The following is an 18,394-nucleotide window of genomic DNA, read 5'->3' as shown; positions in this document are numbered from 1 at the left end:
GTCGTCAAACGAAACCAGCTGACCCCGGGAGGCGTACATTCTCTTTCGTTGGGCTCCGTATCATCCTCGGCAATTTACCGCGCCTGCTTTGATCTGTCCTGGCTTGAGGTGGAGCCCAATGGGCTACTCGTTGTTACTGCGCGAGGAGAAATCGCTGCCTCAGCGGCAAGTCCTCAAGCAGGGCTACGAACTATGCTGGTCGACTTCATTGAGGTCGAACAACCACCATGGCTTCAACTAGTCCCCTATGGTCGTCGAGAGACGTTACTCCAGGCTCCTCCGAGCATCCGTCAGGTATTCGTTGAGGCTGGTCTTGCTTATGGAGACGACGAGGAAACTGTTCAATTCTGGGATGGGCTTGCGGCGCGTGCGCGCGGACTCCGTGATGATGTCCTGACCGAAATCGGACGGCGCGGCGAACGATTAACGCTTCAGTATGAGCAAAATCGGACCCGAGTGGAGCCGAAGTGGATTGCGATTGAAAGCTCATCTGACGGCTACGACGTGCTCTCCCGTGTGTCGGCTTCTGACACTAGGCGCATGACGATTGAAGTGAAGGCAAGCGAACAAGGCACTGAATTTGCATCATTCCACTTGACGCGCAACGAGTGGCAAACTGCTATCGGCTCGATGGCTCATCGGTTTCACCTGTGGGCGATAGCACGGGCCAAAGATGAGCTTGCCGTACTGACGGTTGAACAAGTTGGGGCGCACGTACCTGAGGATGCAGGTGCTGGTGCGTGGGAGACACTCAGGATTCCCTTCTCCGCTTTCAAGGAATTCTTCCGTGATTTTCCTGGCGATGCGGATCAGTAGTCTCGGTAAATCGCCATGTATCGCGACGGGAGAGCCCTTCACTTTATATAACGGTTCGCTGTCGAGTGTTCGATCTCAGTCCCACTTCGCGAACGACACCGGCGTCGAAGTGTTCAGAGGACTAATAAAGAAAATCCAATAATTTCAGCATGGTGTGGGCTATTCACCGTATCTGCGCAGTCATGAGGTCCGGAGAATATTGGCCTGGAGAGACCGCTTCGTGGCCACCCGGCGCCTCTGTCAGTGCTCAGCCCATCCCGCACAACCCTCGAAAACAACGGAAAAATCCGGCCGCAGCCGGATCGGGAGAACGCTTTCGCGAGGGCAAGTGGCGGACAGAGAGGGATTCGAACCCTCGAGACGGTTCCCCGCCTACACACTTTCCAGGCGTGCGCCTTCGACCACTCGGCCACCTGTCCGTTCGACGGTGTGTAGCGTGACCTTGCGGGGATGCGCAAGGCCCCATCCGGGGGGAATCGAAAGGAAAATCGCCCCACCTCATGCTGGACGCTTGATTTTGCTCCGGCTTCGGGCATCCTGCGTTAAGGGGACGGGTTCGAACCGTCGCCAGCACCAGGAAAGGGAACGGGTCATGCCGACGGGAACGGTCAAATGGTTCAACAGCACCAAAGGGTTCGGGTTTATCGCACCCGATGACGGCGGCAAGGATGTCTTCGTCCACATTTCTGCGGTGGAGCGGGCAGGGCTGAAGGGGCTGAACGACAATCAGAAGGTCGGATACGATCTTCAGACCGGCCGCGACGGGCGTGATTCTGCGGGCGATTTGCGTCTGCTTTAACGCAGTAGGGCTGCCTGAGTGGCGGCTCCCCAGCCAAGGTGATGGCGCCCGTCATGCTCGATGACGGGCCGTTTCATCAAGGTCGGGTAAGCGACCAGAAGATCGCCCGCCGTCATGGCCTTTTCCGTATCGCTCAGCCCGCGCCAAGTGGTCGACTTTCGATTGACAAGCTCGTCGCCGAATATTTCCAAGAGGGCGTCGATCTGGGGGCGGGACAGCGGCGTCTTTCGCACGTCTTGGAACTCGGGATCAAAGGGCGAAAGCTCGCGGATCGCCTTGCGGCACGTGTCGCACGTTCCCAGTCCATAAAGCTTCATTCCGACCCCTGAATGTATCCAATTCGATGTATTTTTGCCTGAAGGCGCATAGGCGGATAAACAAACCATTCATTTGAAGGCGTCAACCCTCCTCGCAACAACAGTGAGGACCAGGATGACGAACCTCTTTCACCACGATCCGATGATATTCGGTGCCGCGATCAGCCTGTGCAGCTTCGCGACCCTTGTCGGCACGAGTTTTCTGCGGCGGGCTTGGGCGGATGGGGCGCCCCGGCGCTGGGGCGTGTTGTCCGCAGCGGTCCTGGGAGCCGGGTGGTGGGTGTCGCAGCTTCTGTTCCTTCTTTCGCACGTTATGGATGCGGCGCCTCGGCTTCAAACGGGCGCGCTTGTCATCTCCCTGCTTATGCTGATCGCGCTGGCGGGGGCCATGGTGTGGGTGGGCCGCAGACGCGGGGCCGCCGGGGGGGTGATCTATGGTTTGGGGACGGCTGCGTCGGGAATGACGGGGCTGACCGCCTTGGGTGCGTGGAGTCAGGTCGTCTGGGATACGGACGCGATGCTGGTCGCTTTCGTCATCCCTGCGATGATCGGGGCGGGTGCCATTGCAGTGCTGCGCAGCGCAACACGTTGGGTTCGGGCGGTCGGGGTGGGCGGAATGGTCGTCACCGCTCTGGTGGCGCATGTTCTGACCTATCGTACGCTGACACCGTTTGCGGGGCGCGTCGTGGATGCGGACACAAGCTTGCTGCCCCTGGGCGTCATGCTGACGATCGGATTTTCGACCTGTGTTCTTCTGGCCGTGCCGCTGGTCTTTTGGTTGATGGATGTCCGGCGCGAACGGCAGATGGAACTGCAGGCCCACCGCCTGCGAGAGCTTGCGAATGTATCGCAGGAGGGGCTGATTTCGGCCATCGACGGTATGGTGACAAGCTGCAACCTGTCCTTCGTCCTCATGACCGGGTTCGATGCCGGCATCGCCTTGTCCGATGTGGTCGATGTCGGGGGTCTGGACCGCTTGCGCGCGAACCCCACCCGCGTGCAGGAGATCGACATCCGCAGCAAGGACGGCACCGTCATTCCCGTTGAGGCGACGTTGCGCCTTGTCACCCTTGGCAACCGATCGGCCGAGGCGATCGCCCTGCGCGACCTGCGGGGTGCCCGGGCGGCCGAGGCGGAAAGCGAGCGTATCGTGCGCGCCCGGCTGGACGCCGAACGCCGGTTCCGCTTCCTCATCCAAAGCGTGACCAACTATGCCATCTACATGCTGACACCCGAAGGGTTCATCGCGAATTGGAACGCGGGCGCGCAACGCAACAAAGGCTACACCAGTGACGAGGTTGTGGGAAAACACTTCTCCATCTTCTTCTCGCCCGAGGATCAGAAGGATCGTCTGCCCTATCGTATGCTGGACCGCGCCCTTCTTGATGGCAAATTCGAGGCGGAGGGCTGGCGGTTTCGCAAGGATGGCACCCGGTTCTGGGCCCATGTGCTGCTGGAACCGATCACGGATGACGATGGCCAGCATATCGGGTTCGTCAAGGTCACCCATGACAACACCCGCCAGAAAGAGGATGCCGAACAGATCGCGAGCATGAGCCGCAATCTGACCGCCGCGCTGGAAAACATGATCCAGGGGATCGCATTGTTCGACCCGGATGGCGCTCTGGTCCTGACCAACACCCGCCTGGCGCAGATTCTCGGCCGCCCGGCCCCGACGGGACAGACCCTGATCGAGTTTGCAACCGACGTTTCGGCGCAATTGACCGCGTCCTCGACGGTCATGGACGAACTTTATCGCATGGACGGGCAGGGGCGGCGCCAACGGACGCTGGAACTGCATGACGGGCGGACATTGCTGGTCACCCATCGCACGATCCCCGAAGGGGGGTGGGTGTCCACCTTCGAGGATGTGTCCGAGCGCACCCGTTCCGAACGGCAGATCGTGCACATGGCCCGTCACGACGCGCTGACCGGCCTGCCCAACCGCGCCAGCTTTGCCGAACATCTGGCCTGGGCGCTGGACGATGCGGGGGTCGATGGCGGAATGCAGGTCGCGGTGCTGGGCATCGACCTTGATCGGTTCAAAGAAATCAACGACCATCTTGGCCATGCCGTGGGCGACGACGTTCTGATCGGACTGGCCACGCGCCTGACGAATGTGCTGGAAAAGGGGGAATTTCTGGCGCGTTTCGGTGGCGACGAATTCGCGGCCTATAAGGCCTTCCGCACGCGCGAGGAGGTGGAGGCCTTCGCCGCGCGCCTGTTGGAGACGATCTGCCAGCCGATCCCGCTGGCCCAGAACGAACTGAGCGTGGGCGCGAGCATCGGCATCGCGCTGTTCCCCGAGGACGGGCATGTCGGGGGCAAGCTGATCAGCAATGCCGACATGGCGATGTATCGCGCGAAGTCCAGCATCACCGAAAAAATCTGCTACTATGAGGCAGAGATGGACGAAGCCTCGCGCACGCGTCGCCAGATGGCGCGAGATCTGTGGCGCGCGGTGGAGCGGGACGAGCTGTATCTGCACCACCAGATCCAGAAATCGGTGACCACTGGCGAAACCACGGGGTATGAGGTTCTTCTGCGCTGGCAACACCCCGAGCGCGGCAATATCTCGCCCGCCGATTTCATTCCGGTGGCCGAGGAATGCGGCGCGATCCTGCATATCGGGGAATGGGTTCTGCGCACGGCCTGCGAACAGGCGGCCCGTCTGCCGAACAAGGTGCGCATCGCGGTGAACCTGTCGCCGGTGCAGCTTGGAAACCCGCGCTTTGTCACCAATCTTCAGGCCGTCCTGGACGATACGGGTCTGGAGCCCTGGCGGCTGGAACTGGAAGTTACCGAAAGCGCCATCATCGCCGACAAGGAATGGGCGCTGCATATGCTGGCGCAGATCAAGGATCTTGGCGTCACCATCGCCATCGACGATTTCGGCACCGGATATTCCTCGCTTGAAACGCTGCGCTCCTTCGCCTTCGACAAGATCAAGCTGGATCGCAGCTTCATCCGGGAGGTGGAGACCAGCCGCCAGGCCAAGGCCATCGTGCGCGCCATCCTTGCCCTTGGCCGCAGTCTGGAAGTGCCCATTCTGGCCGAAGGGGTGGAGACGTTGGAGCAGTTGCACCTTCTGCGCAGCGAAGGGTGCGACGAGGCGCAGGGCTTCCTTCTGGGCCGTCCGGGCCGCCTGGAATCCGTCATGCCCGATCTGGAGGTGACCGAGCAGGTGGCCTGAGACGGCAAGAACCCGCCCCGCCATATTGCGCCGCTGGCGGGGCGAACCATATGAAAGGACAGACGTTCAAAGGAACCTGTCCATGAGCTTTGCCGATCTTCTTGTCCTGTTGGCCGTGGCGCTTCTGGCCGCATGGGCGATCTTGCGCTACACCCCGTCGGATTCGCAGGATTGGCATGTCGATCCGCTGACGGTGCGCAAACCCAACCGCCCGAACCATATCCTGTATCGAAACGACGGGCCGTTCATTGCCCTGCCGCCCGATCAGGTGGCGGCACGGCTGGATGCGCTGACCCGTCAGACCCCGGGGACCGAGGCCTTCGCGGGCGAGGGGTTTCACCGGACGTGGACCACGCGGGCAGGTGTTCTGGGGCTGCCCACCTTCACCTCGGTCCGGCTGATCCCTGAAAACGGTGGCACCCGCGTTGCGATCTATGCCAGGGCGCGGTATTTCCCCGATCTTCCGGCCCGCGAACGGGCGCGGATCGAAGGGTGGATCGCGGCCCTCACCTCTCTGGTGCCCGAGGATGCGGCGGGGCCCCCTCCAATGCCGACACCCGGTCCCTGAGGGCCAGAACCTCGTCCGACGACAGGGGGGCGGCTTCCTCCTCCTTCGGGCCGATCAGCCGTCCGAACAGCCGTGCAAGCAGACGGGACAGATCGTCCATCACCAGAAACAACGACGGCACGACCACCAGGCTCAGCACGGTCGATACGGCGATGCCGCCGATCACGGCGATGGCCATCGGCGCGCGGAACGATCCACCCGCGCCAACACCAAGCGCCGAGGGCAACATTCCCGCCGACATGGCGATGGAGGTCATGATGATGGGCCGGGCGCGCTTGTGTCCCGCCTCGATCACCGCCTCCATCCGCGCCAGTCCACGGGCGCGCATTTCGATGGCAAAGTCGATCAGCAGGATCGCGTTCTTCGTGACGATCCCCATCAGCATCAGGATGCCGATCAGAACCGGCATCGACAGCGGCTCGTCCGTCAGGATCAGGGCACCGGCCACCCCGCCCAACGCCAAAGGCAAGGACAACAGAATCGTGAACGGCTGCACCGCCGAACGGAACAGCAGGATCAGAACCGCCAGAACCATCATCAGCCCCAAGATCATGGCATTCGCAAACCCGGCGACCATCTCCGCCTGCACCTCGGCATCGCCCAGTTCGGCGATGCGGACGTTCGGCGGAAGCTCCACCCGGTCGGTGGCGGCGCGAAACGCCTCGGTCGCGGTGCCAAGCGCCACACCGGGGGGAAGGTTGGCCCCCAAAGTCGCCTGACGTTCGCGGTTGTAGCGTTTGATCTGGCTGGGCCCTTCGGCCAAGGACACGTCGGCCACGGCAGCCAACGGCACCAGATTCCCCTCGGCAGTGCGCACCTTCATCGCGGCGATGCGGCCCAGATCGGCGCGCGCCGCATTCGAGAGCCGCACGCGGATCGGGATCTGCCGGTCGTCCAACGAGATCTTCGCCAACGCCGCGTCCACATCTCCCTGTGTCGCGATGCGGATGGTGCGGGCGATGGCATCGGTGGTGATCCCCAGACGCGCGGCATCGGCGGGCCGCGGCACGATGTGAACCTCCGGTCGGGGCAGGGCCCCTTCCGCCGCGACATTCGCAAGGCGGGGTTCGGCCCGCAACGCAGCCTCCAGACGAGCCGTCGCCTCACCCAAGGCCTGAGGGTCGTTCGACAGGATCGAGAACTGGATGTCCCGCTGCCCCCGATCGTTGAGTTTATAGGCGCGAACATCCGGGATGCCCGTCAACGCGGCGAAAATGTCCGCCTCCACATCCCATTGCGGGCGCAAACGTCCGTCAGGCTCCGGCAGCAGGCCGCCCAGCCCGTTCAGGATATGCCACAACCGGCCGCCCAGACCTTCGGCCGGCGCATCCAGCAGCACCGTGACCGAGGCGCGGCGCACGTCAAGATCGCCGGTAGGGGACGATCCGCCCAGAACGAAGACATCCTGCACCCCGTCCACCGCGCGGATCGCGGCCTCCATGCGGGCCGTGACGGCGTCCGTTTCGTCCAGCGTGCTGCCCGGGGGCAGTTCGACGCTGATCGGGATGCGGCTCACATCCTCGGGCGGGATGAAACTGCCCGGAATGCGCAGCATGAACATCAGCGATACGGCCAGAATGCCGATCGCCACCGCCAGCGTCACGAAGCGCCAGCGCAGCGTGATCCCGACGAACCGCAGATATCCGCCCATCACCCACCCGTCGCCCGGCTGATGGTCGTGCGCATCCGACCCCCGCATCAGGTAGGCGGCCATCATCGGCGTGATCAATCGCGCCACCGCCAGCGAGAACAGGACCGAAATCGCCACCGTCAGCCCGAACTGACTGAAATACTGGCCCGGAATGCCCGGCATGAACGACACCGGCACGAACACCGCGACAATGGTCAGCGAGGTGGAGATCACGGCCAGCCCGATTTCGTCCGCCGCATCGATGGCGGCGCGGTAAGGGGTCTTTCCCATCTTCATGTGACGCGAGATGTTCTCCACCTCCACAATGGCGTCATCGACCAGAATGCCGGTCGCCAGCGTGATCGCCAGAAGCGACACGAGGTTCAGCGAAAACCCCATCAGATCCATGACCCAGAAGGTCGGGATGGCCGACAGGGGAAGCGCCACCGCCGCGATCGCCGTGGCCCGCCAGTTGCGCAGGAAGATCAGCACGACCAGAACCGCAAGGAACGCCCCCTCCATCAGCGTATCCACGGCCGAGTGGTAGTTGCCCAAGGTGTAGCGCACCATGTCGTCGACCGGGGTCACCTGCATCTGCGGGTATTGCGCCTGAAGACGGGCCAGCGAGGCGGTCGCGGTGTCCGCAGCCGACACTTCGGACGCCCCCTGCGCGCGGAATACCGCGATGGTCACCACCGGCTGGCCGGCAAAGCGGGAGAAGGAGCGGATTTCCTCATGCGTGTCGTCCACCCGTCCCAGATCGGACAGGCGCGCATGGCCGCCCGTGGGCAGTGCGATGGTCGTGGCCGCCAGCGCCGCCACATCTGCGGCATTGCCCAGGGTTCGGATGGATTGTTCCGCCCCGCCTACATCGCCGCGCCCGCCGCCCAGATCCAGATTGGTGCCCGCGATCTGCTGGCTGACCTCATCGGCCGTGATGCCGTAACTGCCCAAGGCCACCGGGTCGAGGGTCAGACGCACCTCGCGCTCGGCCCCGCCATAGCGGTCCACCTGACCGATGCCGGGCTGGCCTTGCAGGGCGCGGATGACCGTATCGTCCACGAACCACGACAGCTCCTCGACCGTCATTTCGGGGTAGGCGATGGCATAGGTCAGGATCGCCTGCCCCTCCACGTCGATCCGCGACACGATGGGGGCCTCGACATCGGCGGGCAGGTCGGCGCGGATCCGGTCGATTTCGTCCTTGGTGTCCTGCACCGCGCGGTCTGTCGGCACCTCGATGCGGAATTCCACCACCGTCGTGCTCTGCCCGTCCGAGATGGTAGAGGTGACGTTCTTCACCCCGGCCACGCCCGATACCGCGTCCTCCACCTCTCGGGTCACCTGCCGTTCCAGTTCGGCGGGCGAGGCGCCGTCCTGCACGACGGTCACCGACACCAACGGCAGGTCGATGTTGGGAAACCGCGTGACGGGCAGGCTGAGGAACGCCTGTATCCCCAGAACGACCAGAATCACGAAGGCGAGGATGGGCGCGACGGGGTTGCGGATCGACCAGGCGGAGAAGTTCATTCCGCGTCCACCGCCGTCACGCGGTCGCCATCGCGCACGAAGGCCCCCGCGCGGGCGACGATGCGGTCGCCTTGGGTCAGCCCGTCGGTGATCTCGATATGACTGCCGTCGCGAATGCCCACCTCGACGGGCACGCGGTGCACCGTGCCATCCTGAACGCGCAGCGCGAAGTCGCCGTCGCCGTCATGCCCCACCGCGCCGATGGGCAGGGCAAGGGCGGGACGCTCGGCCGTGACGATCTGGCCTTCGGCGAACATGCCGGGGCGCAACGCGGCGGATGCGTTGACCGCGATGCGGACACGGCCCAGACGGGTTGTGGCGTCGATCTGCGGTTCGACCAGACGGACGGTGCCGTCGATCTCCACCCCGCCGACGACGCGCAGGGTGGCAGGCTGGCCGGGACGCAGGGATGCAAGATCCGCCTCGGTCACATCGGCGCGCAGTTCCAGCGCCCCGTCGCGGATCAGGACGAACATGGGCGCGCCACTGCCGGCCGAGGCGATGGCCCCACGGTCGGCGTTCCGCTCCATCACCTCGCCCGCGACGGGGGTGGTGACGGCGGTGCGCTGCAATTGCAGGTCGATATCGGCGATCTGCGCCTGCGCCACGTCCTCTTCGGCCCGTGCCGCCTCCACCTGTTGCGCGGCGGCGGCCAGACGGGCGGCGGTGGTCGCGCGATTGGCCCGCGCCTGATCGATGGCCGCCTGCGAGGTGGCCCCCTGCGCCTGAAGCTGCGCGATGCGTTCGGCGGCGGCATCCGCCTCGGTGGCGGCCGCCTCCGCCTCGATCCGACCGGCCTCGGCCTGGGCCACGGCGGCCCGGGCGGACGCACGCTGCGCGGCAAGGCGGCTTTTCTCCAAAGTCAGCGTGTCGGAGGACAGGCGGGCCAGAACCTCGCCCGCCTGAACGGTGTCACCCACATCCGCCAGCAGTTCGTCGATCGGCTGCCCTTCGATCAGGGGCTGCACCGCCACCCGTTCCACCGGCGCGATCAGGCCGGACACCACCACGCGGGCGGTCAGGTCGCGTTCCGTCACCGGCGTCACGGTGACGGCGGGGGGCGGCACGTCCTGCGCCAGCGCAGGCAGGGGCAGCAGGACGGTCAGGGCGAACAGGGCATACTTCACGGGGGGCGGACCTCGGATCTCGTCGCGTTTGATATGGGGTGCGCCGTCGGTGAAGGAAAGTCCGGGGCGCGCGCGCGTGCGGATGGCCGCGCGCCCCGCCGTGGTCAGGACACGTCGCGGAACCGTGTCGTGGACAGCGCCGCCGCCATCAGCTTCTGGGTATAGTCCTGCTTCGGCGCATCGAAGACGGCGTCGGTCGGACCCTCTTCCACGATCTCCCCCAGCCGCATCACGATGATGTAATCCGACAAGGCCCGCACCACGGTCAGGTCGTGGCTGATGAAGACATAGGACAGGCGGTGCTTGGTCTGCAGATCGCGCAGCAGCGTCACGATCTGCTTTTGCACCGACCGGTCCAGCGCGCTGGTGGGTTCGTCCAGCACGATGACGCGCGGGCGCAGGATCATCGTCCGCGCAATGGCGATCCGCTGGCGTTGCCCGCCCGAGAATTCGTGCGGATAGCGGTTGCGCATCGCGGGGTCCAGCCCCACCTCGGCCAGCGCTTCGGACGCGCGCTGCGCCCGTTCGGCGCGGGTGATCTGGGGCTCGTGCACCAAAAGCCCTTCGGTGATGATCTGGCCCACCGTCATGCGCGGCGACAGGCTGCCGAAGGGGTCCTGGAACACCAGTTGCAGATCGCCGCGATAGGGGCGCATCGCATCGAGGCCGGTGGGAAGCTCGCTTCCCAGCCACGCGATCCGGCCCTCCGACTCCTGCAGGCGCAGCAGCGCGCGGCCAAGAGTGGACTTGCCCGAACCGGATTCCCCCACGACGCCGATCGTCTGGCCCTCGCGCAGGGTCAGCGAGATGCCCTTCACCGCGTGCAGCGGCGCCGGCTTGCGGAACAGACTGCCACCGATGGGGAAGGTGACGCGAACATCCTCGCCCTCCAGCAGCAGGGGCGCGCCCTCGGCCGGGGGAAGTTTCCGGCCTTCGGGCTCTGCATCCAGCAGCATCCGGGTGTAGGGATGTTTGGGGCTGGCGAACACGTCCGCCGCCGCGCCATCCTCCACCACTTCGCCCGCGCGCATCACCGCCACATGGTCGGCAAAGCGGCGAACGATTCCCAGATCGTGGGTGATGAAGATGATCGCCATGCCCAGACGTTTCTGAAGATCGGCCAGAAGTTCCAGGATCTGCGCCTGAATGGTGACGTCCAGCGCGGTCGTGGGCTCGTCCGCGATCAGGATGTCGGGATCGTTGGCCAGCGCCATCGCGATCATCACCCGCTGGCGCTGCCCGCCCGACAATTCGTGCGGATAAGCGTTGATCCGGCGTTCGGGGTCGGGAATGCCGACCAGCCGCAGCAGTTCCAGGATCCGCGGCCGCGCCTGCGCCCGCGTCATCCCTGCGTGATAGCGCAGCGGTTCGGCCAACTGCGTCCCGATCTTGTAAAGCGGGTCGAGCGAGGTCATCGGCTCTTGGAAGATCATGGTGATCTTCTTGCCGCGGATCCCGTTCAGCGCGCGTTCCGACGTGTTGAGGATGTCGCGCCCACGATAGCTGACGGTGCCGGTGGCGGCCCCGTTCGCGGCCAGCAGCCCCATCAATGCCATCGTCGTCTGGCTTTTGCCCGAGCCGGATTCGCCCACGATGGCCAGCGTCTCGCCCGATTTCAGATCGAGGTTGACGCCCTTGACCGCGTCCACGGGGCCGTCATTGGTCTGGAACGTGACCCGCAGGTCGCGGACCGAAAGAATGGTGCCCGTTTTGTCAGGATCGGTCATCTCAACGCTCCTTCGGATCGAGGCTGTCGCGCAATCCGTCGCCCAGGAAGTTCAGCGCGAACAGGATGACGGTCAGCACCACGGCGGGGCCGATCAGCTGCCACGCGGCGCCTTGCATGTTCTGCGCCCCTTCCGAGATCAGAAGGCCCAGCGAGGTCATCGGGTCCTGCACGCCAAGGCCCAGGAAGGACAGCAGGCTTTCGGCAAGAATGGCCTTGGGCACCAGAAGCGTGACGAACACGATCACGGGGCCAAGGGCGTTCGGGATGACATGGCGGCGCACGATGGCCCCGCTGGTCGCGCCCAGCGCCTGCGCGGCCTGCACGAATTCGCGGCGTTTCAGCGACAGCGTCTGGCCGCGCACGATGCGGGCCATGTCCAGCCATTCCGTCGCGCCGATGGCGATGAAGATGATGAACAGGTTCCGCCCGAAGAAAACCAGAAGCAAAATGACGAAAAAGATGAACGGCAGCGAATAGAGGATGTCGACGATCCGCATCATCACGTTGTCCACCCTGCCGCCGAGATAGCCGGAAATCGCGCCGTAGGTCACGCCCACCACCAGCGCCATGGCCGAGGCGAGGATGCCGATCGCCAGTGAGATGCGCACCCCGATCAGGATGCGGGACAGCATGTCCCGCCCCAGATTGTCCGTCCCAAGAAGGAAATAATTGCGCGACACATTGGCCGACAGCGTCGCCGACAGGCCGTTCTCGGCAATCTCAAGCTTCGGGTTGAAGAACAGGTCTGACCGCTGGAAATACCGGATGACGCGTTCGTCCACCGGCTCGGCCGAGGTGAAATCGACCGAAATGGTCTGACCGGACAGCTCCGGCTCCCCCTCGATGCGGGCGCGGGCCATCAGGCCTTCGAAGGCGGGGGTGATCGCGTCGGCGCGGGGATAGGCCTCAAGGCTGGGGGCCACGCGGGTATATTGTTGATAGATGCGGTCATAGGGGTGGGGGGAGATCATCGGACCGAAGATCCCCGCCAGCCCCAGCACGACCAGCACGATCAGGCTGGCAACGGCGGCGCGGTTCTGGCGCAGGCGGCGCCACGCATCTTCCCACAGCGACCGGCTGGGGGCGATGGGCAGGGTTGTATCAGTCATAGCGCACCCTCGGGTCGAGCCAGGCATAGGCCAGATCGACAAGCAGGTTGAAAATAACGACGAAGACGGCAATCACGACCACGGTGCCCATGACCAGCGTGTAATCGCGGCCCAGCGCCCCCTGAACGAAGTAACGTCCCACACCCGGCAGGCCGAAGATCGTTTCCACCACGACCGAACCGGTCAGCAGGGCGGCGGCGGTCGGCCCCAGATAGGACACGGTCGGCAGCATCGCGGCGCGCAGGGCGTGAACCCCCACGACGACGCGGGCCGGCAGGCCATAGGCGCGGGCGGTGCGGACGTGGTTGGCGCGCAGCGCCTCCACCGTGGCGCCACGCACAAGACGGGCGATCACCGCCACCTGCGGCAAGGCCAGCGTCACGATCGGCAGGACCCAATAGGCGGGGTTCGCGTTGCTCCACCCGCCTGCGGGCAGAACGCCAAGGATCACGCCGAAGAACAGGCTGAGAAGGGGGGCGATGACGAAGTTCGGCGTGGTGATGCCCAGCGTCGCGATGGCGACGATGGTCGTGTCCAGCCAGGAATTCTGCCGCAGGGCGGCGATGGCGCCAAGGATCGTGCCCAGAATCGTCGCCACCAAAAGCGCAAGGCCGCCCAGCAGGATCGACACCGGCAACCCTTGGGCGAACAGATCGTTCACCGTGAAGTCGCGCCGTGTGAAGCTTGGACCCAGGTCGCCCTGAATCAGATTGCCAAGATAGATGAGATACTGCTGCCACAACGGCGCATCCAGATTGTAGGCGCGTTGCAGGTTGGCAAGGATCAGCGGGTCCAGCGGGCGTTCCAGATCGAACGGGCCACCGGGGGCGACACGGATGGCGAAGAAGGTCAGCGTGACGATGATGAAGATCGTCGGGATCGCGCTGGCCATTCGTCGCAAGGTATATCCAAGCATCGAAGACCTATGACATAAAAGGGACGCGCGCCCGGGATCGGGCGCGCGTCGTGAAGGGGTTCAGGATCAGTTGACCGACAGCCAGCGGGTATAGTGGTCCGAGCCGAGGTTGTCCTCGTATCCGCTGATATTCGTGGCCACCAGTTCGCGCGAGGAATAGGACAGGATCGGAATGATCGCCTGTTCTTCCAGAAGCAGCGCTTCGGCCTTGGCCAGGATCTCCGCCCGTGCGGGCAGATCGGTTTCCATCGCCGCTTCGTCCAGCAGCGCGTCATACTCTTCGTTCTTCCAGCGGGAATAGTTGAAGGGCGTGTTGCTGGTATAGAGCATCAGGAAGTTCTGCGGATCGTTGTAATCGCCGATCCAGCCGGCACGGGCCAGATCGAACGGCCCGTCTTCGCGCAGATAGTTGAAATAGGTCGTGCCTTCGACTTCGTTCAGGCGGGCGTTGATGCCGATGTTGGACAGCATGTCGGCCACGGCGGCCATGGTGTTCTTGTGGTTCTCGCCGGTGTTGTAGCGCAGTTCCACCGTCAGCGCGCCCGGTTCGACCCCGGCCTCCTCCAGCAGCTCCTTGGCCGCATCTTCGCGGTCGAAGAGGTCGTCCTCGGCGTAATCCACCGTCACGCCGCCCTCGACATAGTTGGAGATGCCCGGAGGAACCAGCGTGAAGCCCGGCAGCATGGTGCCCGCCCAGACGTTCTCGGCGATGAAGTCGCGGTCGATCACCATCGAAATGGCGCGACGCACGCGGGCATCCTTCAGGGGGCTGCCATCCGCGCCCTTCACCGGCAGGTAATAGGTGCCGAGATAGGGGGCGATGTGCAGCGAATCCGCAAGGTTCGCCTTCACGTAATCCATCTGCTCGGCGGGCACGTCGGCGCAGGTCACCACTTCCTTGGCTTCGAAGCGGCGCATACAGGCCGAACGATCCTCGAACGGGATCCAGTTCACGGCATCGACCGCCACGTTGTCGGCGTCGTAGTAGTTCGGGTTCTTGACCATCGACAGCTGCGAGTTCGGCGTGAAGCCCTGCAGCATGTAGGGGCCGTTCGACACGAGGTTGCCCGCGCGGGTGAACTGGTCGCCGAACTCCTCGACCGAGGCGCGGTGGACGGGCAGCGACGACTGGTGCGTCAGAAGTTCGAGGAAGTAGGGCGTCGGGCCGTTCAGCGTGATTTCCAGCGTCTTGTCGTCGATCGCGCGGACGCCCAGATCGTCCACCGGCATCTCGCCGCCGGCCACCGCCTCACCGTTCTTGATCGGGAACAGGATGGAGGCATAGCCCGCCGCGGTTTCCGGCGTCATGATGCGCTTCAGCGAATATTCGAAATCCTGCGCCGTGACCGGATCGCCGTTCGACCACTTCGCATCGCGCAGGGTGAAGGTATAGACGGTGCCATCCTCCGACATCTCCCACGATTCTGCCATGCCGGGGATGTTCTGGCCGGCGGCGTCCTTGGTGATCAGACCTTCGAACAGGTCGGCCAGCACGCGCGCTTCGGACACGGTCTGCGTGTGATGGGGGTCCAGCGTTGCCGGATCGGTGTCGTTGCCGCGGTTGATGGTGACCTGCGCGTTGGCAGAGGCGACGCCCATGACCAAGGCCAGCGCCGAGGCGGCGAAAAGGTCGCGTTTTTTCATTCTTGGTTCTCCCTGTAGGACCAGACTTCGGTCTGTCTGAAATTTTATGACTCGAGTCAATCGTGCTTGGCGCGCAACCGCAAGAGGAAGATGGCATCGCTTCCGTTCGGCGGGGGCGACGGATATGGTGGCGCTCCCAAGACGGAGCCTGTTCATGACCATCCAACGCATTCCCGCCCTGATCGCTACCGAGATCGGGGCCGCCCCGAGCCAGGTGGCGCAGGCGATCACGCTTCTGGACGGGGGGGCGACCGTGCCGTTCATTGCGCGCTATCGCAAGGAGGCGACGGGGGGGCTGGACGACACGCAGCTTCGGACGCTTGCCGAACGCCTGACCTATCTGCGCGAGATGGAGGCGCGTCGCACGACGATCCTCACCTCGATCCGCGATCAGGGCAAGCTGGACGCCGCGCTGGAGGGACGGATCGCGGGCGTGATGACCAAGGCCGAGCTTGAGGACATCTATCTGCCCTTCCGCCCGAAGCGCCGGACCAAGGCGATGATCGCGCGGGAAAACGGGCTGGGCCCCCTGGCGGAAACGATTCTGGCGGACCGGACGGTCGATCCGGCGGCGCTGGCCACGCGCTTCGTGACCGGGGCCGTGCCCGATGCCAAGGCCGCGCTGGACGGCGCGCGCGACATCGTTGCCGAAGGTCTGGCCGAGGATGCGGACCTTCTGGGCCGGTTGCGGGGGCACATGGCCGAAACCGGCCGCCTGACAGCGCGCGTGGTCGCGGGCAAGGAGACCGAGGGCGCGAAGTTCGCCGATTATTTCGCGCATGACGAAGGGTTTTCGACGGCGGCGGGCCACCGCGTTCTGGCGATGCTGCGGGGCCGGAACGAGGGTGTGCTGAGTCTCGACCTCGCCGTGGAGCCGGAGGCCCCGCGCGGGCAAAGCCGGGCCGAGCGCATGGCGGGCGCCGCCCTGCGGGCGGGGGGCACAGGGCCGGCCGACATCTGGCTGCGGGACGTGGCCGCCTGGGCGTGGCGGGTGAAGATGAAAACCTCGTTGACGGTCGATCTTATGGCGCAGGCGCGGGATCGGGCGGAGGCGGAGGCTATACACGTATTCGCCCGCAACCTCAAGGACTTGCTGCTGGCAGCTCCCGCAGGGGGTAAGGTGACGCTGGGCGTCGATCCGGGCATTCGCACCGGGTGCAAGCTGGCCGTGGTGGATGCGACGGGCAAGGTTCTGGAAACGGGGACGATCTATCCGTTCCAGCCGAAGAACGATCTGCGCGGCGCTTCGGCGGATCTGGCGCGGATGATCCGCGCGCATGGGGTGGATCTGGTCGCCATCGGCAACGGTACCGCCAGCCGCGAGACGGAACGGCTGGTGGCGGATGTGATCTCGGCCCTGCCGCACAAGCCCACCAAGGTCATCGTGTCCGAGGCGGGGGCGTCCGTCTATTCCGCGTCCGAACTGGCGGCGAAGGAGTTTCCGGGCCTGGATGTCAGCCTGCGGGGCGCAGTGTCCATCGCCCGGCGTCTGCAGGATCCGCTGGCCGAACTGGTGAAGATCGAGCCAAAAAGCATCGGCGTCGGGCAATACCAGCATGATGTGGATCAGTCGCGCCTGTCGCGCCAGTTGGACGCGGTGGTGGAGGATGCGGTGAACGCGGTGGGCGTGGATCTGAACACCGCGTCGGCCCCGCTTCTGGCGCGGGTGTCGGGGCTGGGCGGTTCGCTGGCCGATGCCATCGTGGCGCATCGCGATGCCTTGGGCGCGTTTGCGTCGCGCCGCGACCTTCTGAAGGTGCCGCGCCTTGGGCCGAAGGCGTTCGAACAGGCGGCGGGGTTCCTGCGCATCACCGGCGGGAAAGAGCCGTTGGACGCTTCCTCAGTCCACCCCGAGGCGTATGACGTGGCGCGGCGGATCGTGGCCGCCTGCGGGCGCGACCTGCGGTCGGTGATGGGCGACAGCGCCGTTCTGACCCGGGTGAACGCGCGGGATTTCGTGGACGACCGTTTCGGCCTGCCCACGGTGCGCGACATCCTGGCCGAACTGGAAAAGCCGGGCCGCGACCCGCGCCCCGAGTTCCGCACCGCGACCTTCGCCGAAGGCGTGGACGCGATCACCGATCTGAAGCCGGGAATGCTGCTGGAAGGCACGGTCACCAATGTCGCGGCCTTCGGTGCCTTCGTCGATATCGGGGTGCATCAGGACGGTCTGGTCCATGTCAGCCAATTGGCCGACAAGTTCGTCAAGGATCCGCATGAGGTGGTGAAGGCGGGCGATGTGGTGAAGGTGCGCGTGACGGAAGTGGACGTGCCCCGCAAGCGCATCGGCCTGACCATGCGCAAGGACGGCAAGGGCGGGGACGCCCCGCCCCCGAAGGATCGCCCGCGCGGGGGGGCGAAGGCAGCGCCGGCATCGACCGGCGGAAACGCCTTTGCCGATGCGCTGAAGGGGCTGCGCCGCTGAATGCGAAAGGGGCGGCCCGAAGGCCGCCCCATGTCGCCGTGATCAGAACGGGATTTCGTCGTCGAAGTCCGATCCGCGCCCGCCTTGCGATCCGCCCGAACGCCCCCCCGACGATCCGCCCCGCGAACCGCCGCCTTCGTAATCGTATCCGCCGCCGCCCTGGCCGCGATCGTCATATCCGCCGCCCGACGATCCGCCGCCGTCACGTCCATCCAGCAACGTCAGCTCGCCCCGGAAGGGCCGCAGCACGATCTCGGTGGTGTATTTGTCGGCCCCCGACTGGTCCTGCCATTTGCGGGTTTCCAGCGCCCCCTCGATATAGACCTTGGAGCCTTTCTTCAGATATTGCTCGGCGATCTTGCCCAGCGGTTCGGAGAAGATGGCGACCGAGTGCCATTCGGTCCGTTCCTTCCGCTCACCGCTGTTCTTGTCGCGCCAGGTTTCGGACGTGGCGATGCGCAGGTTCACCACGCGTCCGCCGTTCTGAAAGCTGCGAACCTCGGGGTCGCGCCCCAGATTGCCGACGATGATGACCTTGTTGACCGAACCCGCCATGCGTGCCCCCTTCGAAATGCGTTTGATCCGACCTAC

13 protein-coding genes and 1 tRNA gene are annotated in these 18,394 nt (G+C 64.9%); 5 read left to right on the top strand and 9 right to left on the bottom strand.

What is annotated here, in order from left to right:
• The first annotated feature begins 192 nt into the window (after window positions 1–192).
• A complete protein-coding gene (locus tag MU449_RS08040) occupies window positions 193–816 on the top strand; it encodes a protein NO VEIN domain-containing protein (protein ID WP_244737504.1) in 624 nt (207 codons plus the stop codon).
• Between the two features lie 329 nt (window positions 817–1,145).
• Here MU449_RS08040 and MU449_RS08035 read toward each other — a convergent pair.
• Window positions 1,146–1,235: transfer RNA gene (locus MU449_RS08035), tRNA-Ser, on the bottom strand.
• Between the two features lie 173 nt (window positions 1,236–1,408).
• On the opposite strand from MU449_RS08035, the gene MU449_RS08030 reads away from it, so the two are divergent.
• Window positions 1,409–1,615 carry a cold-shock protein gene (locus MU449_RS08030; RefSeq protein WP_244737503.1) on the top strand — a complete coding sequence of 69 codons (207 nt, stop codon included), beginning with the start codon at window positions 1,409–1,411 and terminating at the stop codon, window positions 1,613–1,615.
• Here the strand turns inward: MU449_RS08030 and MU449_RS08025 are convergent.
• Window positions 1,612–1,932 (bottom strand): arsenate reductase family protein, encoded by a 321-nt coding sequence (locus MU449_RS08025; protein ID WP_244737502.1) that lies wholly within the window; start codon window positions 1,930–1,932, stop codon window positions 1,612–1,614. The genes MU449_RS08030 and MU449_RS08025 overlap by 4 nt on opposite strands.
• A 115-nt stretch (window positions 1,933–2,047) precedes the next feature.
• Between MU449_RS08025 and MU449_RS08020 the strand changes: the two genes are divergently transcribed.
• Window positions 2,048–5,125: an EAL domain-containing protein gene (locus tag MU449_RS08020; RefSeq protein ID WP_244737501.1), complete on the top strand. Its 3,078-nt coding sequence runs from the start codon at window positions 2,048–2,050 to the stop codon at window positions 5,123–5,125.
• Between the two features lie 82 nt (window positions 5,126–5,207).
• Window positions 5,208–5,693 carry a DUF1499 domain-containing protein gene (locus tag MU449_RS08015; RefSeq protein ID WP_244737500.1) on the top strand — a complete coding sequence of 162 codons (486 nt, stop codon included), beginning with the start codon at window positions 5,208–5,210 and terminating at the stop codon, window positions 5,691–5,693.
• Here the strand turns inward: MU449_RS08015 and MU449_RS08010 are convergent.
• The 6 genes from MU449_RS08010 to MU449_RS07985 form a co-directional block, all read right to left on the bottom strand.
• Window positions 5,632–8,853: an efflux RND transporter permease subunit gene (locus MU449_RS08010; RefSeq protein WP_244737499.1), complete on the bottom strand. Its 3,222-nt coding sequence runs from the start codon at window positions 8,851–8,853 to the stop codon at window positions 5,632–5,634. The two genes, MU449_RS08015 and MU449_RS08010, sit on opposite strands and share 62 nt — an antisense overlap.
• A complete protein-coding gene (locus MU449_RS08005) occupies window positions 8,850–9,980 on the bottom strand; it encodes an efflux RND transporter periplasmic adaptor subunit (RefSeq protein ID WP_244737498.1) in 1,131 nt (376 codons plus the stop codon). The genes MU449_RS08010 and MU449_RS08005 overlap by 4 nt, the downstream gene beginning before the upstream one ends.
• Window positions 9,981–10,084: 104 nt before the next feature.
• The gene (locus MU449_RS08000; RefSeq protein WP_244737497.1) at window positions 10,085–11,707 is read right to left on the bottom strand and encodes an ABC transporter ATP-binding protein; all 1,623 of its coding nucleotides are present in this window, start codon (window positions 11,705–11,707) and stop codon (window positions 10,085–10,087) included.
• A gap of 1 nt (window position 11,708) precedes the next feature.
• Complete coding sequence (locus MU449_RS07995) at window positions 11,709–12,818, bottom strand: ABC transporter permease (RefSeq protein ID WP_244737496.1); 1,110 nt, start codon at window positions 12,816–12,818, stop codon at window positions 11,709–11,711.
• Entirely contained in the window at window positions 12,811–13,734 is a 924-nt protein-coding gene (locus tag MU449_RS07990; RefSeq protein ID WP_244737495.1) for an ABC transporter permease subunit, read from the bottom strand. The genes MU449_RS07995 and MU449_RS07990 overlap by 8 nt, the downstream gene beginning before the upstream one ends.
• A gap of 66 nt (window positions 13,735–13,800) precedes the next feature.
• On the bottom strand, window positions 13,801–15,378 hold the full coding sequence (locus MU449_RS07985) for a peptide ABC transporter substrate-binding protein (protein WP_244737494.1): 1,578 nt from the start codon (window positions 15,376–15,378) through the stop codon (window positions 13,801–13,803).
• 154 nt (window positions 15,379–15,532) lie between these two features.
• On the opposite strand from MU449_RS07985, the gene MU449_RS07980 reads away from it, so the two are divergent.
• On the top strand, window positions 15,533–17,803 hold the full coding sequence (locus MU449_RS07980) for a Tex family protein (protein ID WP_244737493.1): 2,271 nt from the start codon (window positions 15,533–15,535) through the stop codon (window positions 17,801–17,803).
• A gap of 42 nt (window positions 17,804–17,845) precedes the next feature.
• Here MU449_RS07980 and ssb read toward each other — a convergent pair whose 3' ends face one another.
• Window positions 17,846–18,358 carry a single-stranded DNA-binding protein gene (ssb, locus tag MU449_RS07975; RefSeq protein ID WP_244737492.1) on the bottom strand — a complete coding sequence of 171 codons (513 nt, stop codon included), beginning with the start codon at window positions 18,356–18,358 and terminating at the stop codon, window positions 17,846–17,848.
• Between the last annotated feature and the right edge of the window lie 36 nt (window positions 18,359–18,394).

It is taken from the genome of Falsirhodobacter halotolerans (assembly GCF_022899245.1).
Lineage (GTDB): Bacteria > Pseudomonadota > Alphaproteobacteria > Rhodobacterales > Rhodobacteraceae > Falsirhodobacter > Falsirhodobacter halotolerans.
This window is presented reverse-complemented; position numbering and strand designations above follow the sequence as displayed.

Bases quoted from the DNA above. Each gene is read 5' to 3' on its own strand.
- MU449_RS08040 (WP_244737504.1), top strand. From the start codon at position 193: ATGCTGGTCGACTTCATTGAGGTCGAACAACCACCATGGCTTCAACTA.
- MU449_RS08030 (WP_244737503.1), top strand. From the start codon at position 1,409: ATGCCGACGGGAACGGTCAAATGGTTCAACAGCACCAAAGGGTTCGGG.
- MU449_RS08025 (WP_244737502.1), bottom strand. From the start codon at position 1,932: ATGAAGCTTTATGGACTGGGAACGTGCGACACGTGCCGCAAGGCGATC.
- MU449_RS08020 (WP_244737501.1), top strand. From the start codon at position 2,048: ATGACGAACCTCTTTCACCACGATCCGATGATATTCGGTGCCGCGATC.
- MU449_RS08015 (WP_244737500.1), top strand. From the start codon at position 5,208: ATGAGCTTTGCCGATCTTCTTGTCCTGTTGGCCGTGGCGCTTCTGGCC.
- MU449_RS08010 (WP_244737499.1), bottom strand. From the start codon at position 8,853: ATGAACTTCTCCGCCTGGTCGATCCGCAACCCCGTCGCGCCCATCCTC.
- MU449_RS08000 (WP_244737497.1), bottom strand. From the start codon at position 11,707: ATGACCGATCCTGACAAAACGGGCACCATTCTTTCGGTCCGCGACCTG.
- MU449_RS07995 (WP_244737496.1), bottom strand. From the start codon at position 12,818: ATGACTGATACAACCCTGCCCATCGCCCCCAGCCGGTCGCTGTGGGAA.
- MU449_RS07990 (WP_244737495.1), bottom strand. From the start codon at position 13,734: ATGCTTGGATATACCTTGCGACGAATGGCCAGCGCGATCCCGACGATC.
- MU449_RS07985 (WP_244737494.1), bottom strand. From the start codon at position 15,378: ATGAAAAAACGCGACCTTTTCGCCGCCTCGGCGCTGGCCTTGGTCATG.
- MU449_RS07980 (WP_244737493.1), top strand. From the start codon at position 15,533: ATGACCATCCAACGCATTCCCGCCCTGATCGCTACCGAGATCGGGGCC.
- ssb (WP_244737492.1), bottom strand. From the start codon at position 18,358: ATGGCGGGTTCGGTCAACAAGGTCATCATCGTCGGCAATCTGGGGCGC.